This window comes from Phaeobacter sp. JH204B (assembly GCF_048055755.1).
GTDB lineage: Bacteria > Pseudomonadota > Alphaproteobacteria > Rhodobacterales > Rhodobacteraceae > Phaeobacter > Phaeobacter bryozoorum.
The window spans coordinates 171,436-196,436 of sequence record NZ_JAYMXF010000012.1 but is presented as its reverse complement, the minus strand read 5'-3'; the positions used below and the strand labels follow the sequence as shown (position 1 = coordinate 196,436).

Here is a 25,001-nt window from a genome sequence, read left to right as displayed (position 1 = left end):
GGCAGAGGCAGCGCGCCTCCGCAACAACTGGGTTTGTGATATGCGGGCCGGTGTCATCCACTGGCCCGCATCACTCAGATGGTTTTACATCTTGCAGTCTGCCGCATAGGCGTCGGCGTGATTTTTCAGACCTGTTGCGATGATCTTGTTGGTGTAGACATCGCCTTCCTGAATGACTTCACGAACATAAATGTTCTGGATCGGGTGATGGTTGTCGCCGAATTTGAAATCTCCCCGGACGGAGTCGAACTCTGCCGCCTTCAGCGCGGCGCGGAAGGCGTCTTTGTCATCGACACTTGCCTTGTCCAGCGCGCTCAGGATGAGGTTGGCAGTGTCATAGCCCTGGCTTGCATAGAGCGACGGCAGACGCTCGTATTTCTGCTGAAAGGCCGCAACAAAGGCCGTGTTGGCCGGGTTGTCGAGATCCTTGTTCCACTGCGAGGTGTTCTTGATCCCAAGCGCGGCGCCGCCGACTGCCTGCAGGATCCCCTGATCAAAGCTGAAGGCCGGACCTACAACGGGCAGATCGACACCGCTGTCGGCGTATTGCTTGAGGAATGAAATCCCCATGCCACCGGGCAGGAAGAAATAGACGCTGTCGGCACCGGATGCGCGGATCTGGGCAATCTCTGCGGCATAGTCGGTCTGGCCAAGCTTGGTGTAGGTCTCGCCCGCCAATTCGCCTTTATACATGCGCTTGTAGCCGGTCAGCGCGTCCTGACCTGCGGGGTAATTCGGGGCGAGGATGTAGCTGTTTTTCAGGCCCGCGTCATTGGCATAGGCACCTGCTGCCTCGTGCAGGTTGTCATTCTGCCAGGCGACGTTGAAATAATTCTCATGGCAGCGCTTGCCCGCCAATGCGGAGGGGCCTGCATTGGGCGACAGGTAGAACACGCCCTGAGCCGTCGCCGCGGGCACCACTGCCATTGCGAGGTTGGACCAGATGATCCCGGTCATGATGTCAACCTTTTCGGACTGGATCATGCGGTCGGCGATCTGTACGGCGCTTTCTGGTTTGCGCTGATCATCCTCGATAACCACCTCGATGTCGTCGCGGCCGGCCTGTTCCATTGCCAGCATGAAGCCGTCGCGCACGTCGACACCCAGTCCTGCACCACCGCCGGATAGCGTTGTGATCATGCCAATCTTTGTCTCGGCGCCGGCGGCCAAGGCCAGCGTCGAAACCGCTGCGGCAAGCGCCATGGTCTTAAGTGTCGTCATTGGTCCATCTCCCTGATCTATCTGAGCAATGAAGGTCACTTCTGTGGTGACTCTTCGCTGCTTACTCTTTCCGATTGGACCGCGCGGCGCCAGCATTTTGCGGGGATGTATGGCATTGCCACGATGACAGCGGTCAGCATATGGCTGCCGTCCAGATCCCCGCACACCCATCGGGCTGCGCTCCGTCCACCGGCCGTTGCACCGGCCGCTTTGGCAAGCCTAGGCCGAAGTGGATATTTATTTCAAGATTAAAATATCTAACCTTAAAACTTACCGGAGCTGACGCGCCTCCTGACGTGGCACGACTATGCAAGCGAGGCATTCGCTCCGCCCTTGGCGAGAAGGCCTGTGGTCAGTGCAGGCGCCCCGCCCCCGCATTGCCATGAAAACAGGCTGTTGAACCGCCCGATAAGAACGGCTGAATACAACCCTGTCAGGCAATTCACTCAACCGGCCTTGCGTCTCCGCCCGTTTGGTAAGGCATTATATTCAGCGGTGGAATCCATTGCACCTAGATCCGCAAGCAGAGCAGCCACCATGACGATTGACGCCAGGTATCAGAAGATGTGGAGCCATCATTTGCAGCGACATTGCGGGATTAACGCCCCTTGCGGTGCAAGTGTCAGCCGGAGCTGAGCTGACGCAGTTGCTTTGGCGCGGGTTCTGGGGCGGTGCAGCTGTTGCGCTGCCGTTCCAACCCGTCTGTATAGCGCTTCACCAGTTCGATCTGGAAGCGAATCTCATGGACACGATCCGCAAGCTGCCGACTGAGCGAGCCGATTGCGGTTTCGGCATCGACCAGACCCGCCTCGGTCGCCGAAAGGACATTCAGCAATGGCAGCGCAAGATCGGTGAGCACCTGTGCGCTCACCTCACGCGTCAGATCTTCAAGCCCGGCACCAAAGCCCACGTCGGGGCGGAACGCATAGCCAATACCGCCAAGGCTGATCCGGAACCTGATAATAATGGACTGGCTGCCGTCATCGTCGACCGTTGTCAGGATATGCGCCCCGGCAAGGACGAGCCCCGGAACTTCAAGTATCAGCGAGGGCAGCGAAATAACCTGTGTCTCGCCCGACAGCATCTTAACGCAGTCGCTCAACCCCTCGGCGATGGAGTCGCAAAACACCTCCTCCAGCGCCAGTGATTTGACGAAGGATGTGCGATTGCGGAATGTCGGGCTGACCACCTCGCAAGAGCGGACAAAGGGCAGCTGCCCCTTCTGAGCCATAAGGTTCACGATGAACCTGCGCTGATCCTCTCCAGCATCCATATTGTCAGTCATGGCAACAACGTTCATTACACCCAACCTGTATAACTGGAGATGTCTTTAATATGTAGTTAGGAGTAGTTTACAAACCGTTTAAGCAGCGTAGTTTGGAGTAACATTCCGCGTCAAGCTTTATACAACCCCTAATTGCATTATATTCCCATGTTTGCTTGATCTTCCGTTACGGCAGGCGCTCGTTCTGTGAAACCCAGCTCCGATCAGGATTTGCCATGGACCTGACATCGATCTAGAGGATAAGAGGTTTACATATGGTAGACGATAGGCACGCATATGACAACGCAAACGAAGAATGACCTGACAATCATCGGAATCGGGTCGTCCGCTGGTGGACTGGAAGCCATCCGAGAGCTCGTCGCGACTCTCCCGGTGGATGCGCCTGCCGCCTATGTTGTTGTGCAACACATGTCACCCCACCACAAAAGCCTGATGACCGAGCTGGTCGCGCGGCAGACCCAGCTGAAAGTTGGCACCATCGAAAACGGCACCGTGCCGGAAGCGAATGTCGTGTATATCACGCCGCCCAAAAGCGATGTCATCTTCTCCGAAGGCCGTCTGCATCTCTTGCAGGATCCGAATGCCGAACCCGGCACCCCGCGCCCGTCGGTCGACCGCTTTCTGGTCAGCCTGGCGGAGCAGAACGGCGACAACTCTATGGCGATCATCCTGTCCGGCACCGGCAGCGATGGGGCCTATGGTGTGCAGGCCATCCGCGAGGCTGGCGGCATCACCATTGCACAGGACGCCGAAAGCGCGAAATACGACGGCATGCCGGTAGCAGCGGTGCAGACCGGCTGCGTTGATCTGGTGCTGCGGCCGCAGGATATTGGCACCAATCTACAGAAGATCCTTTCCTCACCGCGTGACTTTTCCTCGTTTCGCCACGAAAACAGTCTGAGGGATTCACCGGTTTCGGATCTGTTGCAGATCCTTCTTGCGCGCACCCGTGTCGATTTCCGCGACTACAAGCAGACAACAATCAGCCGTCGTATCGAGCGGCGGATGATCGCCCTGGGGATCGAAACCCAGGAGGAATACACGCAGTTCTGCCGCAACAACCCCCATGCGGTGGATGCGCTGTTCAAGGATCTCCTGATCTCCGTCACCCGGTTCTTTCGTGATCGCGAGGAATTCGAGCTTCTGAAGACTCTGCTGCCGCAGTTGATCAAGGATCGCGGCCCCGGCCCCCTGCGGATCTGGGTTGCGGGTTGCGCCACCGGCGAGGAAGCCTATTCCATCGCCATGGTCGTGTCAGAGGCGCTCGGCAATCCGACCAACCAGCTGAAGTCACGGGTCCAGATCTTTGCCACGGATATCGACAAGGACGCGCTGAAGACGGCCCGCAAGGGAGTCTATAGCCTCGCCGCACTCAACGATATCCCCTCGGAGCTGGCTGACAAATACCTTATCCGGCAGACCGATGGTGTCCGGGTGGTCGATAATCTGCGCAATGCGGTTTTGTTTTCGGACCACAACGTCTGCCAGGACCCGCCATTTCAGAAGGTGGACCTGATCTGCTGTCGGAACCTACTGATCTATTTTGGCAATCCGCTTCAGCAAAAGGTCATGTCGCGCTTCCACTACGCGATGTCACCGCATGGTCTGCTGTTCCTCGGCACCGCAGAAAGCGTCGCCGGATCGGATGAGCTGTTTGTGCAGGACCGCTCAGCCAGTCATGTCTATCGCAAACGCTCCCTGCGTGCCCATCAGTCGCAGCAGCCCTATAACATGCCGTCGATCCCGATGATGGTGCAGCGTCCAACCATCAAGCCGCCATCGCAGCAGGCGCCATCAACCGATCGCCAGCTGTTCGAGGCGCTGGCGCAGTCGCTGGGCAAGAATTCCCTGCTGGTGACCGAAGATTTCTCCATCGCGCGTGTCTATGGCTCGGTCAGCCAGTTCATTGAGGTGAACGAGACCAGTTCGCTGCGGATGCACCTTGATCTGTTGCGCAGCCCGCTGCGCGAAGAAGCCCGCAGCCTGATTACCATCGCGTTGAAGAACGGCTCCCATAAGGGCGGTGTCCGCCACCTTCTTGCCGAGACTGACGATGAGGAAATCCGGCTCGACGTCTACCCGATCGTGGCCAAGGAGATCAGCGAACGTGCAGCGCTGGTGGTGTTCACCCCGGTGACCGTAGACCGGTCCAAGATCGATCAGGCTCCGTTCGTCGGCGAGGAAGGTGACGCGACATTTGAGCGGATCCGCAATCTGGAGAATGAGGTTGCAACCACCCGCGAAGCACTGCAGCAGACCATCGAGGAGCTTGAAACCTCGAATGAGGAGCTGCAATCGCTGAACGAAGAACTGCAATCCACCAATGAAGAGTTGCAGGCCACCAACGAAGAGTTGGAAACCTCCAACGAGGAGCTCCAGTCCACCAACGAGGAGCTGATCACCGTCAACGAGGAATTGCAGGTGACGGCGTCCGAGCTGAGCGGACGCACCGGCGAGCTGATTTCGGTGCTCGAAAGCACGCCCTTGGCGATTGTTGTGGCCGACAGCGCGCTTCAGATCACTCAGGCGACTTTGGCGGCGACCCGGATGTTCAACATCCGGCGGCCCATCTCCAGCCCGCACATCAGCCAATGCGCCCTGCCGGAAGGATTCCCGATCCTGGCGCCGATCTGTAGCGAGGCGCTGCGCCTTGGCCAGACCGTCACCGAGGAATTCACTTCGCGCGGCACCCGTATCCGGCTGACCTGCTCGCCCTACTTCGATGTCAACGGGCAGATCCTTGGCGTCACCATGGTGGTGTCGGAATTCCCCGGCATGGCGCATGAGATGGAGATGATCCTCGACAATTCGAAACTGCTGTTGCTGAACCGGACCCGCAGCGGTGAAATCCTGCGCATCAGTGAGGCCTATGCTGAGCTGCTGGGCCTCAGCCGTGACAAGGCATTGTCGAAAAATGTGTTTTCACTCATGAAAGACAATGACGCGGGCAAGGAGATGTTCGAGCAGGACGACGCGGTCCTGGACGAGCCCGAAGGCTTTGACAGTGAATTGCGTCAGGTGACACTGGCCGATGGCGGCGAAGAGCGCTGGATCAACATGGACCGGCATCGCTTCCCGCACCATATCACCGGAGAGCCGACGGTTTTCACCATCGGCACCGATGTCACCGAAACCGTCGAGGCCCGCCAGCGCGCCGAGGCGCTGCTGGCACAGGCCGAACTGGTACAGGAGATGGTCGGGATCGGTTTCTGGTCCATCGATTCCGGTTCTCAGGCCCCTTATTGGTCACCGAAGGTCTATGAGATCCACGGTGTGACGCCAGAGAACTATGTGCCGGATATCGACAGCGCGATTGCCTTCTTCCATCCCGATGATCGCGAGGACGTCAAACGCAATGTCGCCGAAGCCATCGAAAGCGGTGAAGGCTTCCGCTTTGTCAAACGCCTGATCCGCAAGGACGGCGTCGAGATTCGCGTCGAAAGCAAAGGCATGGCGATCCGCGATGACAACGGGGACGTCACCAAACTGGTCGGCATCTTTCGCGAGGTCGATGCCGACGCCAGCTGACGGCAGTTCATGACACGCCCGCAGAGCCAATCACCGGCTCTTGGCGTCGTGGCCACACCATCTGCGACGAAAAGATCAAAAGCCCGGAGCGCATCTTGCGGTCCGGGCTTTGTGTTATCCAAATCAACACCGGCTTTTCGTGAAGGATGCTGCGTATTCCTCAGCGGCGGTTGTGGGCCCGTTTGACCGTTTCTGCGCTCCGTCCCAAAGCCCATTATCCGGCAGAACCCTGTCGTTCATCAGGCAACCGGTGTAAAGTCCATCGTCCAGTTGGTTTCCCATGTGGTTCCATCGTCGGTTGAAAACGCCTGCTCCCATCGCGGCACCGGCCCTTTTTTCCAAAGAAATCGGACTATTATAGGCTGCCCATTCAACACGTCATTCGCGCGAAATTCGCCGATATCTCCTGTGAATGTACCTTTTACCGGTGTATCAAGCATGTGGGGTGATCTACCGTCGAGCCACCAGATTGCCCACACCCCTGAACCAGGATCGAAGCTTCGCAACGCAATCGCGCGATAAGGCTGCCCAGGAAACCCGACAAAGTTGTCTTCAATATTTCCATTGCCTGCAAGAATTGGCTGAGTTTGCGAAAGGCCATCGAAAACCTCCCAATCATCGCAGCCGGTTAGCCGCTCCTTCAAGCGTCTGTGCTTTACAGTCCAAGACCCGAACATGAAGTCAAAATCATTCTCAACAGCGGTTGTCGCCGTGGGGGCGCGATCGGTGTGCATGGTGTCTCCCTTATCTTTCGTGACAAGAGTGCTTATGAACGACATAACATGACACTTCGTGTCATGTTTTTGAGAGAGCAGATGAAATCTTCTCGTTTACTGTCAATTTTGTTGCTTCTCCAAACCCGCGGCCTGATGACGGCACAGCAATTGGCCGATGAGTTTGAGGTCAGCTTGCGCACGATCCACAGGGACATCGATCAGCTGAGCTATGCAGGTGTCCCGGTTTTCGCCGAGCGGGGACGAGGCGGCGGGTATCGGTTGATGGATGGATACCAGACCCGTTTGACAGGCCTTGATGCGGATGAAGCACGCAGCCTGCTGCTGGCTGGGCTTGGTTCTGCATTGGATGATCTGGGTTTGCTGAAAGCTGCGAGCCAAACAGAGCTAAAAGTCATGGCTTCGCTCTCTGGTCCCGCGCGCGATCAGGCCATTGTTGTTTCCGAGCGGTTTTTGTTGGATCCGCAGGGTTGGTATCGAAAGAAGGACACTGCTCCATTTGTGTCTGAGGTTGCCTCTGCGGTGTGGAATGAACGGCGACTGTCGATAGAATACGAGAGCTGGAAAGGCGTCGTGGACCGCGTTGTATCGCCCCTGGCGATTGTCCTGAAAGCCGGTAACTGGTATCTCGTTGCGCTCGTCGAAACCCCACGTGTCTACAAGATTGCAAATATCCGGAGCATCAAGGTTCTTGACGACACGTTCTCACGCCCGACGACTTTTGATGTCAGCGCCTTTTGGAACAGCTGGATCGCAGATTTCGAGCACCGGCTGAAGTCTCAATCCGTTGCACTTCATGTCAGTTCAACAGGCCTGCGCATGTTGAACGAAATGGGTTTTGCAACGCAGTCCCCTGCTCTGATCCCAAAACGAAAAGGATGGTTCTGCGTAAACGTACAAATGGAGGTTGGCGTAAAGGCCATCCGTGACGTTCTATCTCTGGGCGCTGAGGCCGAGGTCCATGGGCCAGCCGCATTTCGCGAAGAGGTGATCGCTGAGGCCCGCAAAGTTATCGATCTATACGTATCGTGATTTCGCCGAGGCCCACGTAGTGCAGATAGGGGCACCCTATGCGACGGCAACGAACTCCCGCTTGGCCCGCCTGCCGACCTTCAGCACATACGGCTCCCGAAGATCACTTCGGGAGCCGTTATTATATTGGCCTCTCAATCCCTGCGGGCGGTGGCGGGGCCTGCGCGACGGGATGCGCGGGGGCGCACGGATGCCTGCCGCTTTCCTACCTTTGCCAATCGGTCAGGGCTGGCGCTGCATTGGGTCGAGGTTGCTATACGACCTTCAGCCGTCTGCCTGCGGTCAGCCCATCGGCCGCTTCGGTGATCGCCTGCGCATCAATGCCGAAGTGGCGATAGAGATCGGCGATGGTGCCGGTCTGACCGAAATGCTCGACCCCCAGCGGAATGCTCTGATGGCCCTGCACACTGCCCAGCCAGCTCAGCGTCGCCGGGTGGCCGTCGATCACCGTGATCAGTTTACAGTGACGCGGCAGCTCCGCCAGCAATGCCTCGATATGGCTTTGTGCCTGCGGCACACCGCGCGCCCGGGCCCGCTGCGCAGCAGTCCAGCCTGCGTTCAGCCGGTCGGCCGAGGTCACCGCCAGAACGCCGACATCGCGGCGTCCCTCGCCGATGGCGGCAGCGGCCTTGATCGCCTCCGGCGCAACCGCCCCCTGATAGGCAATCACCACATCGCAGTTCGGCCCCGGCTGCTTCAGCCAATAGGCGCCATCAATCGCGCCCTGACGGAAGGCGTCATCAACCCGCTTGCCCGGCTGTTCAATCGGGTTGGTGGTCAGGCGCAGATAGACGGAACCGCCGGTCTCATCCCGGAGCCAGGTGCGTTCATCCGGATCGCCCTCGCCGTCGCGCTGAAGATAATCAAAGGCCCATTCCATGATCACCGCCAGCTCATCCACAAAAGCCGGCTCAAAGGCGGCCAGCCCGTCCTGGCTCATCCCGATGAGAGGTGAGCCGATGGATTGATGCGCACCGCCTTCCGGCGCCAGGGTCACGCCGGAAGGCGTGCCCACGATCATGAAGCGGGCATCCTGATAACAGGCGTAGTTCAGCGCATCGAGGCCACGCGCCACAAAGGGATCATAGACCGTGCCGATAGGGATCAGCCGCTTGCCAAACAGCGATTGCGACAGGCCGGCAGCCCCCAGCAGCAGGAACAGGTTCATTTCGGCGATGCCCAGCTCGATATGCTGGCCTTCTGGCGTGAACTCCCACTTCGCGGTTGAGGGGATCTTGTGTTCGATAAAGGCATCCGCCTGCGCCTTACGTGCAAAGAGCTTGCGCCGGTTCACCCAGGGGCCAAGGTTCGTGGTCCCCGTCACATCCGGCGACATGGTCACAATGCGCGCGGCAAGGTCGCTGTCACCTTTGGAGAGATCATCGAGGATCTTGCCAAAGCCCATCTGGGTCGACATCTCGCGGTCGGTTTTCACTTCAACTGTCGGCACCGGCAGGCGGGCATCGTGATAACGCCGCGCCCCTTTTGCAAAAAACGGCACCTGATCCAGAAAACTCTGCAATGCAGCGGGGTTCTGCACGGTCGCAAAGGGCTCCCACTCCTGCCCCTCGGCAACCCCCATATAGCGCTGCCATTCGGCCATCTGGGTCTTGTTCATCAGCCCGCCGTGATTGTCCTTGTGGCCGGCAATGGGTGTGCCCCAGCCCTTGACCGTATAGGCGAGGAAACAGACCGGGCGGTCATGGTGGATGGCGGCAAATGTCTCGGCCATGGTCGCAACGCAGTTGCCGCCGAGGTTCTCCATCAAGGCTGCCAGCTCTGCATCGGAGCGGCGCTCGATCAGTGCGCTGACGTCGCCCTGATCGCCCAGATCATCCAGCAGATGCTGACGCCAGACAGCACCACCCATGAAGGTCAGCGCCGAATAGGTCTGATTGGGACAGTCATCAATCCACTGGCGCAGCTTGTCACCGCCCGGCTCCTCAAAGGCGGCGCGCTGCAAGGCGCCGTATTTCACCTTCACCACATCCCAGCCGAAGGCGTCGAAGATCTTCTCGATCCGCTGAAACAGCCCTTCGCGCACGATCCCATCCAGCGACTGGCGATTATAGTCGATGATCCACCAGGTGTTGCGCAGGTCGTTCTTCCATCCCTCCTGAAGGCATTCGTAAACATTGCCCTCGTCCAGTTCGGCATCGCCGACAAGCGCGACCATCCGCCCCTTTGGCGCATCGGATCCCCAGGATTTCGCGGTAACATAATCCTGGACCATCGACGCAAAGGAAGTGATCGCCACCCCAAGCCCCACGGAGCCGGTTGAGAAATCCACGTCATCAATATCCTTCGTGCGGCTCGGATAGCTCTGCACGCCACCAAAGCCGCGGAAGTTTTCCATCTTCTCGCGGGTCTGGTTGCCCATCAGATACTGGATCGCATGAAAGATCGGCGAGGCATGGGGTTTCACCGCCACCCGGTCCTCTGGCCGCAGCGCGCTGAAGTAGAGCGCGGTCATGATCGACACCATCGAAGCCGAGCTGGCCTGATGACCACCAACCTTGATGCCGTCCGCCTTGGGGCGCAGGTGGTTGGCGTTGTGGATCATCCAGTGGGACAGCCACAATAGCCGCTGCTCGATCGTCTTGAGCGTTTCGGAGTAAGGTATCGGCGCGGCCACTGAAGAGGTCATGGGTCAACTCATTGATTAGGTGAAGATACTCTCCCTCCCGCACGAATGCGGAGGGGACCTGTCAAATCTGGCGGAATGAAACACCCCACCAGGGGCCGCCATACTCAGGCGGCGGCGTAAGCGTTATGCGAGGACAGCGCCTGCATCAGATCGTCGATGATATCATCGACACCTTCAAGCCCAACTGACATCCGCAGCAGCCCCTCGGCGATGCCATGTTCTGCACGCTCTTCGGGTGTATAGGTCGAATGGGTCATGCTGGCCGGGTGCTGGATCAGCGTTTCGGCGTCGCCCAGCGACACCGCGCGCTGGACCAGCTCCAGCCGGTTCATCATGGCGATACCGCCAGCCTTGCCACCAACAACCTCAAAGGGGATCATCCCGCCAAAGCCCGACATCTGCCGCGCGGCCAGTTCATTCTGTGCAAAGCCGTCAAGGCCCGGGTAATAGACCCGCTCCACCGCCGGGTGGGATTGCAGCGCCTCAGCCACCTTGCGGGCGGATTTGCAGTGACGCTCCATCCGCAGTTCAAGCGTCTTCAAACCGCGCATCAACAGCATCGCACTAAAGGGTGACATCACCGCACCGGTCATATCCTTCAGCCCGACAAGGCGGATCTGGGTGACGTCCTCCTTTGAGCCGACAACCAGACCGGCGATCACATCGCCATGGCCGCTGATGAATTTCGTTGCCGAATGCACCACAATATCGGCGCCCAGTTCGATCGGGCGTGTGATCACTGGCGTGGCAAAGGTGTTGTCGACAACCACCTTTGCACCAGCTTTATGCGCGATCTCGGAAATCGCCGCGATGTCGATCAGGCGATTGTTGGGATTTGCCGGGGTTTCGAAATAGACCAGTTTGGTTTTCGGGCTGATCGCCTCTGCCAGATTTGAGGGATCTGTCATATCGACCAGACGCACATTGACGCCAAATCGTGGCAGCCCGTGGGTCATGAAGGAAAACGTGCAGCCATATAGTGTCTTGTCTAGGATGATTTCATCCCCGGCCGCTAGAAACGACCATAGGGTCGAGGTGATTGCGCCCATGCCGGAAGCGGTCGCAAGCCCGGCTTCGCCGCCCTCAAGATTGGCGATGCGCTGCTCCAGATGGTCCAGTGTCGGGTTGGAAATGCGGCTGTAGAAATGCCCCTCGCGCTCACCGGTGAACATCTCGCCGCCCGCCTCGGCGGAGTCGAAGGTAAAGGTCGAGGTCAGATAGAGCGGCGGGTTCAACGCCCCCTGCTGCGACTGCGAGTCATAGCCATGGTGGATTGCACGTGTCGAAAAGCTGGAGTCGGTCTTTTTCATGAAAATCACCCTAATGTGTTTCCAGCATCTTAGGATGGTCAGCTGGGCGATTAGTTGCTAATTTACCTTCAGACAGCATAAGGATTGGCATAATATGCCAGAGAAGCCAAAATTGGACGCGACGGACAGACGCATCATACGGGCCTTGCAACGCAATGGGCGGATGACGAATCTCGATCTCGCGGCGGAGGTCAACCTCTCGCCCTCTCCCTGCCTGCGCCGGCTGCGCATTCTTGAAAGCAGCAATGTCATTCAAGGCTATAGCATCGACGTTGATGCCAAGGTCTATGGCCTGCCGGTCACGGTCTTTGTGCGGGTCAGCCTGGAGAACCATACCGAAAGCGTGGTGGCCAACTTTGAACGCCAGATCCGTGGCACGCCTGAGGTTCTGGAATGTTTCGTGATGACTGGCCTTGCCGATTATCTGCTGCGTGTGGTGGTGGCCGATCTGGAAGATTACGAACGCTTCGTACGCGCGCGCCTGCATCCCATCGGCGGCATCAGTTCGATTGACACCAGTTTCGTCTACGGAGTGGTGAAAAAGACCGCCGTCTACCCTGAGGTTGATAGCTCTCAAAGCTGATCATCCGGCAGGGTGCCCATTTCGCAGATAGCTGGCAAAGATGCGCAAACCGCCGGTCTACATTCTTTAAAAATCGCGACCGTTCGATATACTGCCCCCCTACTGGCGGCAGGACATCATCCATGCAAAGGCCCATCCCAACAACGTTTCCAAAGATCTCGACGCGACTGACAGCTTTCGCCTTTGCCGATGTGGCAGACTACACACGGCATATGGAGATCAGCACAACTGAGACTGTCCGTCGCTGGTGCGAGCTGCGCGACACCGTGCTGCTGGATGAGCTGAAACGCTATGGCGGCGTGCGTCGGTCGGATGCCGGGGATGCGCTGCTGGTCGAATTCACCAGCGCCACGGATGCCGTGCTCTGGGCGATGGCTGTTCAGGATCGGTTGCGCCAGCAGGTCGCCGAAGAGAACCCGATGGAAATCCGTATCGGTGTCAATATCGACGATGTGATCGACGATGAAGGGACAGTGCAGTCCGACGGTGTTGTCATCGCCTCGCGCATTCATCAGCTCGCCAATCCGGGCACCGTGGTGGTCACCAAAATGGTCCGCGATATCGTCCGCGGGAAGCTGTCGCTCAGGTTTCACGACCTCGGCGCGCCGCTGTTGAAGAATATTGACCGGCCCGTCCACGTCTATCAGGTCCTCAGCAGCAGCGGCGACAGTGTTCTGCTACATCCTCATGCTGACTGGAAAAACCGTCCGACGCTGGCGGTCCTGCCGTTTCAGGATCGCGGTGCGCAGGCCGAGGAACAGTATTTCGGCGATGGCATCACCGAGGAGATCATCTCCGGCGTCTCCCGCAGCCGCACCATGTTCGTCATGGCGCGCACCTCGACGCTGCAATTCCGCAGTAGCAAGGAAAACCCTGCCAAGATCGGCCGCAATCTGGGCGTTGCCTATCTGCTGACCGGCTCCGTCGACCAGCATGGCGACCAGCTCCGCATCTTTGTCGAATTGATGGATGTTCTGCGCAACCGGGCGATCTGGGCCCAGACCTATCGCGGTGACCTGCAGGATCTTTTTGCCTTTCAGGATGAAATCGCCTCCAGCATTCTGGCCATGCTGGAACCCAAGGTGCTGTCGACCGAGGCGGAGCATATCAGCGCACGCAGCACAGAGAGCCTGGACGCCTATAAATGTGTCCTGCGGGCGCTGGCGCGGCTCTATCAGCTGGATGACTACAGCTATGAAGAGGCCATCGCTCTGTTGAAGCGTGCCGTGTCTCTCGACCCTAATTACCCCCAGGCTCACGCCTATCTGGCCTGGTGCATGAATTTCTTTCTGGCAGAAGGGTATTCCCACAACCCGCGCGACGATATTCTGACCATGATCAACCATTCCCGCCGCGCGGTCGAGCTGGACCCCGATGACGCGCTGACCCTGTCGATCCGCGCCCATGTGCTCAGCCTGCATGAGAACAGCCCCGAGGATGCGCTGGAACTCTTCGAGGATGCGCTGGCCCATAACATGAACCTGCCGCTGGCCTGGGGGCTGAGTGCGACGACATATGCCTATCTTGGCGACGGCGCCGAGGCCCGTGAACGGTTGCTCAATGTCTGGCGACTGGCACCCTATGATCCGTTGAGCTTCTTCTTCCTGACTGCTGCGGGCCTTGCTGAATTTGTCGATGGCAACATGCCTGAAGCGATCCGGTTCCTGAAGAACGCCCGCCGCAACAAACCGCGGTTCATGGCCAGCCTCCGGCTGCTCGCCGCCGCCTTTGCGCTCAGCGGGCAGACCGAGAGCGCCCGCAAGGTGGGCCGAGAAATAATCGAACTGGATCCGGGATTTTCGGTATCGAAATTTGCGACCTGGTATCCGCTGAAATCAAAGGAAGCCCTGGGTCGTCTGACCGATGGTCTGACACGCGCAGGGCTGCCTGATTAGGATTTGGAACAACAATGATCGGGGCAACCCGACAAGCAGGAAGGACATCAAGAGGCAGACCGGCAGAGCACCGACACGCGCAGTCACACAGTTTGTTTTTAACACGTATTCAACGGTTTAAGGGGGATTACTGATGGCTGGACATGGCAACTCGCAAGCGTCGTCGAACGGGCTTGGTCTGGGACTTGGGCTCGGTCTTGGTTTGGGCAATGGTCTTGGGCTTGGCAACGGCCTCGGCTTGGGCAATGGTCTGGGGCTGGGTAACGGTCTGGGATTAGGGCTTGGTAACGGTCTGGGTTTGGGCGCAGGTCAAGGACTTGGCCTGGGTCTCGGCAATGGTCTGGGCCTCGGCAACGGTCTGGGGCTTGGCGCGGGTCTGGGATTAGGGATTGAGGATAACGGCTATCTTATGGGCAATGGCGCAGACGCCGGCATCGGCATTCTGCGCAGCTACTACGCAACGCCCAAAGAACTGGGACTTCTGCCCTGGACGCTGGATTTCAGCCCGGACAACAACGGTGGCGATCCCTTCCCGCTGTCGATGATCATCACACCCTATCAGATCCCAAAGGACAAAGGCACACCGCCGCAACCGCAATACCCTATCGCGCTGGAATGGATCACCGAGGACTGGGATCCTGCTCTGCGGTTCTGGGCGCTGCCATTTGACCCGAACCTTGGGGAATGGCTGCGTGCGGCGGACAGGTCCGAACCCGGCACCATGGCAGCACTGGAATTCGCATCGCAATACCAGAACTGGCATCCCGCCCATGTCGGCGACCGCTGGCTGGAACAAAACGATCTGCGCTGGCGCTATGTCCAAACCGGAACCCCATCGCAATCTCAGGACGCCGCCAAGGAGGCCTTTGAGATCATCGTCGCCGAGCTGGAAGTGCTCAAGATGTATATGGAGGATGACCGTCAGCAATATATGGTCGAATGCGACATTCAGGCCGATGGCCTGCCGGCCTATCTGATCCATTTTTTGGGGGCCAACAGCTTTGATCACCCCTTCACGCTGAAGCTTATTGATCTGGGACTGGCGGTCGGCAATGTCGCCTATATGAGCTACAAAGCCCATTACAAGCGGGTCCGCCCCTCAATTCTGCGTCCGGGGCTAACGGTGCCATTTGGTCCGCCTGCCCATCCTGCCTTTCCCAGCGGCCACGCCTTTCTCGCCCATTTCCTGTCGCTGCTACTGCTGGAGATTCCGGGCATCGCACAGCGATTTGGCGTGGTGAGGGGCTATGAGTCCGATGGCACGGGAACCAATATCCAGATCCCGGCAGGCACTCTGCTGCGCAAGCCGACCTATGACGATCTGCTTGGCACCAACGTTATCGCCTCGCCGCTGCTGACCATGGCCAACCGGATCGCGGTGAACCGCGAGCGGATCGGCGTGCACTACCCGTCGGATTCAACCGCGGGCCGCCATATCGCGGCGGGGATCTGGTATTGCATGATGGACCGCGCGCCGGTTGGTCCGAACGCCGGGCCAGTCCCCTGGGCACATCTCAATGTTCCGACGCTGCACCGTATCCTTGACAAGGCCAAGACAGAATGGCCGACACCGTGGATTTCGAGCGAAATCGCCTGAGCTCCGGGACCTCTTGGCTCCCGACTCTAGCCGATCATGTGCAGGCCCAGATTGTTGTCACAGGCGACCAGATCGACAAGGGCCTGCACCGTCTGTGGCGGGGTTTCGCCTGCGCCGATCTGCGGCGCCAGTCCCGCTGCGGGGTCGGTATTGGCGCGGTCATTCACATGGGTCAGCTCATAGAAAAACACCAGCTGCAGCCCTGCGGGTGCTGCATTGCGCGTATCTTTACAGAGCTGCGTGATCTGCTGCGCGTCATTCTGCGTCAGATCCGATGCCGCCTGCTGATCCGGGCCGATGTCACAAGGCCCCAGCGCAAGCGGATGCGGACTCCAGAGGATGCTTCGGTCCATAATCTGCGAGATCGGTTTATCGTTCAGGACCCATCCGCCCCAGACGCGCAGCCCCGCACCCTGCGCCGCGACCGTTCCCCGGTTACCGAGATCCGGCACCAGTCCCGGCATCACCCAATCAGCATCCTGCGCCCAGTGCAGAGAGACCGGCAGATAGCTGCCGCGCCCCACTGTCACCGGGCCATCACCAGTTGGAAAAACATCGGCGCGGCGATCGCGGATGTAGATATCCACCACCGGGGCCGCTCCCGCCTTGCTGCTGATCTTCTCCGGGTTCGCCGGAAACATGCCCATGGTTTCAAAGGCCCATCGTGTCACCTTGTGCGAGGTTGCCGGCTGCCACTCTGCCCCGCCTCTGGGCAGCGGAACCAACGCCGGGGCACCCCAGCCTGCGGCTTCCATCCCAACCTCCAGCATTTCAGCGCGCGACGGCGATTGCGCCAGACCTGCCATTGCCTGCAGCAGCAGATACAGCGTCATATCGGAGGCGCGGGTGCGTTGCCCCCAATCGGCGTCGCTCCCTGCCAGCGTATCGCCGCCAAGCGCGCGGTAAAGCAGGAAACATGACGACGACAGGATCTGCTCCGTCAGATAGGCCTTATGCTCGGTGCCGGACTTGGGCGGATCCTCAACAACCGAGCGGTTCAGCAGACCGTACCAGCCCCAGCCCATGGCCGGGGTGCGATCGTGCCGCCGTGGCGCAAAGACAAACGGGAAGGTCCATCCCCGCATCCGTGCATCGCCCGGATAGGCCGGGCTGGACAGATCCGACAACGGGTCAAAGAAAACCGCCGCCATGGAATCGCCGGCGCTATGGGCGAAATCGAACTCAAGCTGCCCGATCCGCGCCGCCAGCAGGTAATGACCGAATTCATGCAGCATCCAGCGCCCGCTGCTGGCGATGCCCAGCGGCTCCAGCTGGCTGTCTGGCGTCCCCGGCTTGACCCTGGCCCAGCGGTTGAGATTGGCCAGCGCCAGATGCATGTCGATGCTCGGCTTGCTCTGCTGGGCGGCATCCGGCGCCACGTCGTAACGCACCTGCGCGTTGATTGTCCGACCGCTTCTGCCGGGTCCGGGCACGATGCCCGAGCGGTAATGCACGGCCAGCGGTCCGTCCGCCGTCGCAACATAGGCATCCGGTGCCAAACCCAGCCCGCTCATGCTGTCAAAGAACACCGTGCTATGCCAATAGGCGCTGATTGCGGTGGACAGGTTGCGGCGTGGCGGCACATCTGACACATCCATCGGCGGCAGCGGCTTGGGCAGATCGCCGTGACCATCACCCGGCACAAAACGCGGGCAATTGCGCACCACATAGGCCGGTCGCTGCATCTTCATCCCCAGATCCAGCTTAATCGCGCGATTTTCGCGGAACAGGTCAAGGATCTTGTCCGGCCGCGTGGGGCGCCGCCAGGACAAGGGCGGCGCCGGGTGCCCGCGCCAATCCGGTGGCGGCACCGGGAACACCCGCACAAATGGCTCCAGCTCCGGCACCCGGGGGCCACCACCTGCCACTGCATGGCTCACCAGCGGCACCCGCGTCACCGACACAACTTCGACGCTGTTCTGAGCGAGGTCCTGTAACCGCAGACGCACCGTCAGCCGATAGCTGAGCGGCGCGCCGCGCGTTGTCTCCTGCCCGCGCGCCAGCAGGACCAGCGTCATCTCCCAGGCCCCCGCAGCGACATTGTCCTGTTCTGCCGAAAACTGGATATCCTGCAACAACAGCGACCGCGCCTCCACCCCCGCCTGTTTGGCGATAGTTTCCTCAAGCATCGACATCATGCGCGGCGCTGATACGACCGGGGGCGCCTCGCCGCCCGTGTCGCTGTCCGCAGCATCATCGGTGGTCGACGCCGTCGGCAAATCGCCGGTATCCGTGGCGGCCTGCGGTTCGGCCGTTGCAGGATCATCTGCCGCCTGAAACCCGATCGGAACGCTTGACAACGGCTGCGCCAACCGGCTCAGAATGGACTGTTTTTCGTCAGCACTGCTGTTGGCCAGGATCGCCGACAGCGCGCGATTTGCACCGCCCGGGAATTCAGCTGTCAGACCACGGATGATCAGATCAAAGCCGCGTGTTGTCTGGCGCACCTCAACCGGCACCCGAAATCCTGCTGAGGGAAACCGCATCAGGAACGACGAGAGCAATGGGTTCTCGATCCCCTCGGTCGCGACCAGGATCACGGTGCCCGGCATCGCACCCTTCGGATTGCGTGACATGTTCCAACTGGCAATCTGCCCTTTCAACCTGGTCGACGGCCCATCAATTTCCGGCCAGATATCGCACCAGTGAAGCAGGCTTCCAGCGGAGGCGACACCTGCAATCAGGTCCAGCATCGGGTCCGCCGCGCCCAGAGGCGGAGTTGTCGCATTCACATAGGCTCTCAGGTGTTTCAGATAGTCGGCCGCCGCGCCGGTCAGCGCAGCCAGATTGATCGGCCCGTCAGCCGCCCCGGCGGTGGCCTCTGCGACATAAGGGGCCGTCGGATGTGAAATCAGCCGCGACGGGCGGCGCGAACCCGGATACTGGCGCTCGTACCGCAGCCAGGCCTTCACCGTGCTGCTGGCAAGATTTGCCGACGGCGGCCAACGTCCCGGAAATGTCACTTTCGCCATGTCGTCCCCCTTCGAGCACACGCCCTTGGCGATGCTCTGTCTGTGTCAAAATTATCGCTCGACACCCTCGGGGATGGCCCATTAGCGGGGGAACACCGCCGCACTCAGTCGCGCGGTCCCGCCTCTTCGGCTCTGGTATTTTCGATCTCGTCTCTCCTGCCGAGATTGGCTTGTCCAGCCGCGTCTCCCGACACCCGCCGCGCCGGTCGCTTTGCAAGATCGAAAGATCCCCATCCGGTAAGCCTACCACAGTTTCTATGCGGAAAGTAGCCGCGCGGCAGCACGCCCCGTATCGCCGGACGACGGAATATTGCTGGACATCACGCGGCGCAGACCGCCAATTGCCCCAGCCCTGCCACGGCCCAAAACCCTGCGCGATCGAGCTGTCAAAAAAATGCAGCCGAGGGCATTTTTTCTCTGGACGCGCCAGAATGCACGCCATATATCAGCCCCACATTCCGGCGTAGCTCAGCGGTAGAGCAGTTGACTGTTAATCAATTGGTCGTAGGTTCGATCCCTACCGCCGGAGCCAAAGTTTCCAAGGGCTTAGCGTTCATTCGCTAAGCCCTTATTTGGTTGATGTCGGGATTTTTTACGGTGTCATCGCGTCGATATTTCGCGATAATGTCGGCCGCCCTGCTCGGCCCGGCGCAGGTGCCGTCCGGGTCGAGCGGGGCTCACCAATGTCCGGGCCAAAGCGCTGCACTAGCGGCAGATGGATGGGTGATCGGACCGGTTTTTTTCAGGTGCGCACCGTGCTCAGGACAACAGCGGTGTCGGCAATTGTTTCAACCCTGACACATGGCCAAACTGCAAGGCGCCCATTGGCAAAAGACAGGCCTGAAGCGCGTGGTAGATATCCGGCTTGCCGGTAAAAATCGTCTGCGTCACCTGCCCCGCCTGGTCAATCTCGGGATACCAGCCACCGCGCTCTTCATCAATGAAATGGGCCTGTGCAAAGCTCCAGAGGCGGCGATACCACAGCTCGTCCTCGGCCCGGGCGTCCAGCCTGATCAAAGCGGCAACCGCGCCGATGGCCTCGGTTACCGGCCACCAGAAGCGGTTGGTCATCGCAACCTTACCCTCAAAGTCAAGCGTATAGGCAAATCCGCCATCCGGCAGCCAGGCGTCCGCCAGGGCCCGCTCGATCAGCTTCCGGGCGCGGCATGGAACGCCTGGATCCTGCCGTCCGGCCAGATCCCAGTGCTGCAACAGCAGCCGTCCCATCTCAAAGGAATGGCCCGGCGTGGTGCCCGCAGGCCGAAACATCGGATCACCGGCATAGGGGCGATCAATCTTCCACTCGTCGGTATAATGCTCTGGCAGTCTCCAGCCGTCCTGCCCGGCGATATCACCGACAAAAAACGCCAGAATATGCCCCGCTCGCTCCAGGAACATCGACTCGCCGGTGGCTTCGTAGGCTGTCAGCAGCGCCTCGACCCCGTGCATATTGGCGTTCATGCCGCGATAGGATGAAAACGGCGTCCAGTCCCGGTTCCATTCATCAGCAAAGCGCTGCGCCTGCGGTTCCCAGAATCTGTGGTCCAGCACCTCGGCGACATCCGACAGCAACGCATCCGCACCTGGATGCCCGGCCAGCTTGGCAGTGGAGGCCGCCAGCAGCACGAAGACATGCCCATAGGCCAGTTTGCGATCATCAGCGACCGTGTCGCCCTTCATCGCCCAAAGATACCCGCCATGGACGCGATCGCGATGATGACTGTTGAGATAGGCGATGCCATGGTCAATGATCCGGTCAGCACCGGCATAGCCACAGATATGCGCCAGCCCGTAGGAATGCACCATACGCGTGGTTGTGTGCAGCTCCTGTGTGTTGTCCGGCAATGGCTGACCGGCGGCATCAAGGGTATGGAAGCCCGGTCCCTTGCCGAGACTCGCAGAAAAGAAACCCAGTTGCCGACGAGCATCCGCTATCAGAAAAGCGCGGTGATCCGGGTCGTCCAGCCAGAAACCGGCTGCATCCAGCGCTCCGGCAGGGTTCGGCGTGACCATGGCTACTCTCCTTTGTGTCGCACGTCAGGCAGCGGGCCGGATGGCCCTGCCATTTGCGTTGAAGATATGAGCATTCTGCCGCTGCACCCGCAATCCCAGCCGATCCCCGTTTCGGACCGGGATATTGCCATGTTTGCGCACGAGAAGCGGCCCCAGCCCATCGACATTGGCATAGATGTTTGTGTCCGATCCCAGACGTTCAACCACATCTGCAACCGCAGTCAGATCCCCCTCACCCGGTGCCACCACATCCAGATGCTCCGGTCGGATTCCCAGATCCACAGCTGCGGCGGTGTCGCGCAGATGATCAAGCGTCAGCATCATGCCATTGCGGGCCATCACCCCGCTATCGGCCCCGGATACCGGCAATATGTTCATCGTGGGAGAGCCGATGAACTGCGCCACGAACTTATTGGCGGGCCGCTCATAGAGATCGAGCGGCGATCCGACCTGCTGAATATCGCCTCCATTCAACACCACAATGCGGTCCGCCAGCGTCAGCGCCTCGACCTGATCATGGGTCACATAGATCATCGTAGCGCCCAGTTGCTTGTGCAGCCGAGCAATCTCCAGCCGCATCTCCACACGCAGCGCCGCGTCCAGATTGGACAGCGGCTCATCAAACAGGAACGCGCGCGGATCGCGGATGATGGCGCGCCCCATGGCAACGCGCTGGCGCTGCCCGCCCGATAGCGCCTTGGGCAAGCGATCCACCAGTTTCGACAGGCCTAGGGTTTCAGCGGCCTTGGCGACGCGCGATCTGCGCTCCTCTGCCGGTTCCTTGCGGATCTCCATGGAAAACCCCATGTTCCGCGCCACATCCATATGCGGATAAAGCGCGTAGGACTGGAACACCATGGCAATGTCGCGATCCCGTGGCCGCACGTCATTCATGCGCTGCCCGTCGATCTCGAAATCGCCAGACGTGATCGGCTCCAGCCCTGCGATCATCCGCAGAAGGGTAGATTTGCCGCAGCCTGATGGCCCGACCAGAACGATGAATTCACCGTCCTGAATATCAAGATTGATATCGCGCAGCACCTCAACAGCGCCATAGCGTTTCGCAACATCTCTGAGTTCGATCCGTGCCATGATCCGGCCCCCTATCCTTTGACCGCGCCGGACGTGAGGCCCTGCACCAGGTAGCGTTGTATGAAAATGAAGAACAGGCAGCTTGGCACCAGCGCCAGCACGCCAGCCGCCATCATCTGCCCCCAGTCCACCGAGAATTTCGACACGAAGGTCAGCAGCCCGACCGGGAAGGTCATCGCGTCATTTTTTGAAATCAGCATCAGCGCAAACAGCAGCTCGGACCAGGCGGCGGTAAAGACAAACCCAAGCGTCGCCCCCAGCCCCGGCAGGGTCAGCGGAAACACCACCGTGCGCAGCGCCTGAAACCGGGTGCAGCCATCCATCATCGCGGCCTCTTCCAGATCCTTTGGGATCCCGTCAAAGAAGGATTGCATGAGGAAGGTCGCAAATGGGATGTTGAAGGCGGTGTAGACCACGATCAGCGAGGTGAGCGAGTTCAGCAGGCCCAGATCAGCCACGATCTTGTAGATCGGCGCGATGATCATTAGCAGCGGGAACATCTGGGTGATCAGCATCACACCGATGATGATCCGCTTGCCCGCAAAGACAAATCGCGAGAAGGCATAGCCCGCCCCGGCCGCAATCAGCGTGGTGAAGAACGCCGTGCCGAGCGAGACTGTCAGAGAGTTGCGGAAATAGGCCAGGAACTCGGTCTCAAACAGCACGGTGGCGAAATTCTCGAACGTCACTGCACTGGGCAGCATCCGCGTGCCCTCGGAAAAGATCAGCGCATCGGGCGTAACGGCGATTTTCATCAGCCAGTAGAGCGGAAACAGCGCAAAGCCGAGATAGAATGCGATGGCGGCATATTTCCCAAGCGCCAGCGCTGGATGACGTCTGGATGAACGCGCGATATTAGCCATGGTGATCCTCAGATCTTGACCAGCCGTCTGCGCATCCACAGCAGGATGACAGCATAGGCCAGAAGGATGATCAGCAGCGCCACCGCAATGGTCGAGGCATAGCCGAAGTCCAGTTTGCGGAACGCGGTGGTAAAGATGTAGGTGGACAGGATCTGCGTTGAATTGGCCGGACCACCCCCGGTCATCACAAAGATCAGATCGGCAAAATTGGCGATCCAGATGGTGCGCAGCATCACCGTGATGGCAATCATTGGCGCCAGGAACGGCAGGGTAATCTTGGTAAAGCTCTGCCACGCGCTGGCGCCGTCGATTTCGGCAGCCTCGTACAGCTCACCCGGAATGGACTGCAGCGCAGCCAGCAGCGTGATGGCGAAAAACGGCACGCCAAACCAGATATTGGCGGTGATCGGCCCCCAGATCGCCAGATCAGGATCACCCAGGATATTGTAGGGCTCCGACAGCACCCCAAGCGCGGCCAGCCAGTGCGGGATCGGTCCGATCACCGGGTTGAACAGCCAGGCCCATGTCAGGGCTGACAGAAAGGTCGGCACCGCCCAGGGCAGAAACACCAGCGCTTGAAACAGCTTCTTACCAAAGAACTGCGTGTTCAGCAGCATCGCCAGCCCCAGCCCGAGAAAGAACTGAAAGAAGATCGACCAGAACGTCCAGAAGAAGGTGTTCTCAAGCGCGATCCAGAATTTGCGATCCGTCCAGAGCTTTTGATAGTTTTCAAACCCGACCCAGCCAGTGTCGAAAGGATTCAGCAGTTCAATGGCCTGAAACGAGTAGGACACCCCGATCACCAGCGGCATCAGCATGACGCTGCCGATCAACAGGATCATCGGCGACAGGTAGAGAAACGGCTCAACCATATAGTGCCAGTAGAGCGAGCGCCGTGCCCCGGTTCCCCCGGGCACGACGTTTTTTTGGGCGCGCGCAATCACTGCTTTGCCTGCCATTTCGCATATTCGCCGGTCAGGAAATCCGCCCATTCATCGGCCAGATCCTGTGCGCTGCGCTGACCAAGAAGCGCTTCCTGGCTGGTTTCCAGAACCACGGTGCTTGCAAAATAGCCCCATTTCTCCAGAAAGGTCGGCATGGTGGTCGGCTCATACTGCTCACCGTTCAACTCCTTGAACCAGCCTGCAAATTGCTCGGTCTGGAAATAGGGGTCCTGATCGGCGCCCTTATGGACCGGGATCACACCAACTCGCTTGGCCCAGGTGCCATTGGCCTCAGGTGCAGACAGCGCCGCCACCAGATCAAAGGCCTCGTCCTCATGCTTGGTCGCATTGAAGATCGACCAGCCTGCAAAACCAATGGTCGGGAATGCCTTGCCGGAGGGGCCGACAGGCATCGGGATCACCGCAAAATCCTCGGCTGGCATCCGCTCCGAAATCGCGATCAGCGCGTCAGGATCCTGATCGAGGAAAGCGCAGGTGCCAGAATAGAAACCGGCGACGATCTCATTGAAGCCCCAGCTGACCGCATCCTTCGGGGCATAGCCCTTCTGGTAGAGATCAAGCATGAACTGGATGCCCTCGACCGAGCCTGGCTCATTCATGCGGCTCTTGCCATCATCGGTGAAGAAGTCATTGGTGCCGTTCATCGCAGCCGCCATCATCACCCAGCCGTTGGTGCCACCCGGACCACCGCGCAGGCAGTAGCCTGATTTGCCGTCCAGTTCCGATACCGCAGCCGATGCCGCCATGAAGTCTTCCATGGTTTCGGGCGGTTCGACACCGGCTTCGGCCAGCAGTTTCTTGTTGTAGAACATCGCGCGCAGGTAGAACCCGTAGGGGATCATGTAGAGATCACCCGCCTGGCTGCCCATTGCGATCGTCTTGTCTGTCAGCGTTGCGCCATGCTCCCAGTCGGCGACATGATCGGCGAGGCTTGCCAGCTGGCCGGAGCCTGCATAAAGCGCCTGCCAGGTGTCGGGCATTTCGACAACATCGGGGATATCGCCGCCGGCAACCATAGTCGCCAGCTTCTCAAACGCCTGCCCCCACGGCAGGCTGATGATTTCGACGGAAACATCGGGATGGGCGGCCTCGTAGCCGTCAACGATGCTCTGCAGCACCTTGGTGCGTTCCGGGCTGGTGATCACCTCAACCAGCTTGAGCGTCGTCTCCGCGTAGGCGGCGCTGCCCATCAGCATGGCCGCCGTCGTGATCCCTGTCAGAATTTTTTTCATGTTGTCCTTCCCCTTGTCGTGTGACGGTGCAC

General features: G+C 59.5%; 16 protein-coding genes and 1 tRNA gene. 6 read left to right on the top strand and 11 right to left on the bottom strand.

Annotation, left to right across the window (positions count from 1 at the left end):
- Positions 1-84 precede the first annotated feature (84 nt).
- Together VXL81_RS08180 and VXL81_RS08175 are read right to left on the bottom strand one after the other, a co-directional pair.
- Positions 85-1,221 (bottom strand): ABC transporter substrate-binding protein, encoded by a 1,137-nt coding sequence (locus VXL81_RS08180; protein ID WP_416553724.1) that lies wholly within the window; start codon positions 1,219-1,221, stop codon positions 85-87.
- Between the two features lie 622 nt (positions 1,222-1,843).
- Positions 1,844-2,521, bottom strand: coding sequence for a hypothetical protein (locus tag VXL81_RS08175; protein ID WP_416553722.1), 678 nt, complete (start codon positions 2,519-2,521; stop codon positions 1,844-1,846).
- Positions 2,522-2,782: 261 nt separating this feature from the next.
- Between VXL81_RS08175 and VXL81_RS08170 the strand changes: the two genes are divergently transcribed.
- Positions 2,783-6,034, top strand: a complete 3,252-nt coding sequence (locus VXL81_RS08170; protein ID WP_416553720.1) for a chemotaxis protein CheB — start codon at positions 2,783-2,785, stop codon at positions 6,032-6,034.
- A gap of 239 nt (positions 6,035-6,273) precedes the next feature.
- Here the strand turns inward: VXL81_RS08170 and VXL81_RS08165 are convergent, their stop codons facing one another.
- Positions 6,274-6,768: a DUF1579 domain-containing protein gene (locus VXL81_RS08165; protein WP_416553718.1), complete on the bottom strand. Its 495-nt coding sequence runs from the start codon at positions 6,766-6,768 to the stop codon at positions 6,274-6,276.
- 48 nt (positions 6,769-6,816) lie between these two features.
- On the opposite strand from VXL81_RS08165, the gene VXL81_RS08160 reads away from it, so the two are divergent.
- Positions 6,817-7,800 carry a helix-turn-helix transcriptional regulator gene (locus VXL81_RS08160; RefSeq protein ID WP_416553716.1) on the top strand — a complete coding sequence of 328 codons (984 nt, stop codon included), beginning with the start codon at positions 6,817-6,819 and terminating at the stop codon, positions 7,798-7,800.
- A 253-nt stretch (positions 7,801-8,053) separates the two neighbouring features.
- On the opposite strand, the gene VXL81_RS08155 is transcribed toward VXL81_RS08160, so the two are convergent.
- Both VXL81_RS08155 and VXL81_RS08150 read right to left on the bottom strand, forming a co-directional pair.
- Positions 8,054-10,447, bottom strand: coding sequence for a 1-deoxy-D-xylulose-5-phosphate synthase N-terminal domain-containing protein (locus VXL81_RS08155; RefSeq protein ID WP_416553714.1), 2,394 nt, complete (start codon positions 10,445-10,447; stop codon positions 8,054-8,056).
- Positions 10,448-10,551: 104 nt separating this feature from the next.
- Positions 10,552-11,757, bottom strand: coding sequence for a methionine gamma-lyase (locus tag VXL81_RS08150; protein ID WP_416538794.1), 1,206 nt, complete (start codon positions 11,755-11,757; stop codon positions 10,552-10,554).
- 94 nt (positions 11,758-11,851) lie between these two features.
- Here VXL81_RS08150 and VXL81_RS08145 point away from each other — a divergent pair, with 94 nt between their 5' ends.
- The 3 genes from VXL81_RS08145 (at position 11,852) to VXL81_RS08135 (ending at position 15,832) form a co-directional block, all read left to right on the top strand.
- Complete coding sequence (locus VXL81_RS08145; protein ID WP_340545668.1) at positions 11,852-12,340, top strand: Lrp/AsnC family transcriptional regulator; 489 nt, start codon at positions 11,852-11,854, stop codon at positions 12,338-12,340.
- 122 nt (positions 12,341-12,462) lie between these two features.
- Complete coding sequence (locus tag VXL81_RS08140; RefSeq protein ID WP_416534885.1) at positions 12,463-14,235, top strand: adenylate/guanylate cyclase domain-containing protein; 1,773 nt, start codon at positions 12,463-12,465, stop codon at positions 14,233-14,235.
- Between the two features lie 133 nt (positions 14,236-14,368).
- Positions 14,369-15,832 carry a phosphatase PAP2 family protein gene (locus tag VXL81_RS08135; protein ID WP_416553712.1) on the top strand — a complete coding sequence of 488 codons (1,464 nt, stop codon included), beginning with the start codon at positions 14,369-14,371 and terminating at the stop codon, positions 15,830-15,832.
- Between the two features lie 26 nt (positions 15,833-15,858).
- Here the strand turns inward: VXL81_RS08135 and VXL81_RS08130 are convergent, their stop codons facing one another.
- Complete coding sequence (locus tag VXL81_RS08130) at positions 15,859-18,804, bottom strand: hypothetical protein (protein ID WP_416553710.1); 2,946 nt, start codon at positions 18,802-18,804, stop codon at positions 15,859-15,861.
- A 457-nt stretch (positions 18,805-19,261) separates the two neighbouring features.
- On the opposite strand from VXL81_RS08130, the gene VXL81_RS08125 reads away from it, so the two are divergent.
- Positions 19,262-19,336: transfer RNA gene (locus VXL81_RS08125), tRNA-Asn, on the top strand.
- Between the two features lie 227 nt (positions 19,337-19,563).
- Here the strand turns inward: VXL81_RS08125 and VXL81_RS08120 are convergent.
- From VXL81_RS08120 to VXL81_RS08100, 5 genes are read right to left on the bottom strand one after another with little or no spacing between them, the layout of a single operon-like run.
- Positions 19,564-20,817, bottom strand: coding sequence for an AGE family epimerase/isomerase (locus VXL81_RS08120; RefSeq protein WP_416553708.1), 1,254 nt, complete (start codon positions 20,815-20,817; stop codon positions 19,564-19,566).
- 24 nt (positions 20,818-20,841) lie between these two features.
- Positions 20,842-21,909, bottom strand: a complete 1,068-nt coding sequence (locus tag VXL81_RS08115; RefSeq protein WP_340545673.1) for an ABC transporter ATP-binding protein — start codon at positions 21,907-21,909, stop codon at positions 20,842-20,844.
- An 11-nt stretch (positions 21,910-21,920) separates the two neighbouring features.
- A complete protein-coding gene (locus tag VXL81_RS08110; RefSeq protein WP_416534881.1) occupies positions 21,921-22,772 on the bottom strand; it encodes a carbohydrate ABC transporter permease in 852 nt (283 codons plus the stop codon).
- Positions 22,773-22,780: 8 nt separating this feature from the next.
- A complete protein-coding gene (locus tag VXL81_RS08105; protein WP_340545675.1) occupies positions 22,781-23,731 on the bottom strand; it encodes a carbohydrate ABC transporter permease in 951 nt (316 codons plus the stop codon).
- Positions 23,713-24,969, bottom strand: coding sequence for an ABC transporter substrate-binding protein (locus VXL81_RS08100; RefSeq protein ID WP_340545676.1), 1,257 nt, complete (start codon positions 24,967-24,969; stop codon positions 23,713-23,715). The genes VXL81_RS08105 and VXL81_RS08100 overlap by 19 nt, the downstream gene beginning before the upstream one ends.
- Between the last annotated feature and the right edge of the window lie 32 nt (positions 24,970-25,001).

What these genes read in the sequence shown, in the direction of transcription:
- VXL81_RS08180 (WP_416553724.1), bottom strand. Translation starts at nt 1,221, where the DNA reads ATGACGACACTTAAGACCATGGCGCTTGCCGCAGCGGTTTCGACGCTG.
- VXL81_RS08175 (WP_416553722.1), bottom strand. Translation starts at nt 2,521, where the DNA reads ATGAACGTTGTTGCCATGACTGACAATATGGATGCTGGAGAGGATCAG.
- VXL81_RS08170 (WP_416553720.1), top strand. Translation starts at nt 2,783, where the DNA reads ATGACAACGCAAACGAAGAATGACCTGACAATCATCGGAATCGGGTCG.
- VXL81_RS08165 (WP_416553718.1), bottom strand. Translation starts at nt 6,768, where the DNA reads ATGCACACCGATCGCGCCCCCACGGCGACAACCGCTGTTGAGAATGAT.
- VXL81_RS08160 (WP_416553716.1), top strand. Translation starts at nt 6,817, where the DNA reads ATGACACTTCGTGTCATGTTTTTGAGAGAGCAGATGAAATCTTCTCGT.
- VXL81_RS08155 (WP_416553714.1), bottom strand. Translation starts at nt 10,447, where the DNA reads ATGACCTCTTCAGTGGCCGCGCCGATACCTTACTCCGAAACGCTCAAG.
- VXL81_RS08150 (WP_416538794.1), bottom strand. Translation starts at nt 11,757, where the DNA reads ATGAAAAAGACCGACTCCAGCTTTTCGACACGTGCAATCCACCATGGC.
- VXL81_RS08145 (WP_340545668.1), top strand. Translation starts at nt 11,852, where the DNA reads ATGCCAGAGAAGCCAAAATTGGACGCGACGGACAGACGCATCATACGG.
- VXL81_RS08140 (WP_416534885.1), top strand. Translation starts at nt 12,463, where the DNA reads ATGCAAAGGCCCATCCCAACAACGTTTCCAAAGATCTCGACGCGACTG.
- VXL81_RS08135 (WP_416553712.1), top strand. Translation starts at nt 14,369, where the DNA reads ATGGCTGGACATGGCAACTCGCAAGCGTCGTCGAACGGGCTTGGTCTG.
- VXL81_RS08130 (WP_416553710.1), bottom strand. Translation starts at nt 18,804, where the DNA reads ATGGCGAAAGTGACATTTCCGGGACGTTGGCCGCCGTCGGCAAATCTT.
- VXL81_RS08120 (WP_416553708.1), bottom strand. Translation starts at nt 20,817, where the DNA reads ATGGTCACGCCGAACCCTGCCGGAGCGCTGGATGCAGCCGGTTTCTGG.
- VXL81_RS08115 (WP_340545673.1), bottom strand. Translation starts at nt 21,909, where the DNA reads ATGGCACGGATCGAACTCAGAGATGTTGCGAAACGCTATGGCGCTGTT.
- VXL81_RS08110 (WP_416534881.1), bottom strand. Translation starts at nt 22,772, where the DNA reads ATGGCTAATATCGCGCGTTCATCCAGACGTCATCCAGCGCTGGCGCTT.
- VXL81_RS08105 (WP_340545675.1), bottom strand. Translation starts at nt 23,731, where the DNA reads ATGGCAGGCAAAGCAGTGATTGCGCGCGCCCAAAAAAACGTCGTGCCC.
- VXL81_RS08100 (WP_340545676.1), bottom strand. Translation starts at nt 24,969, where the DNA reads ATGAAAAAAATTCTGACAGGGATCACGACGGCGGCCATGCTGATGGGC.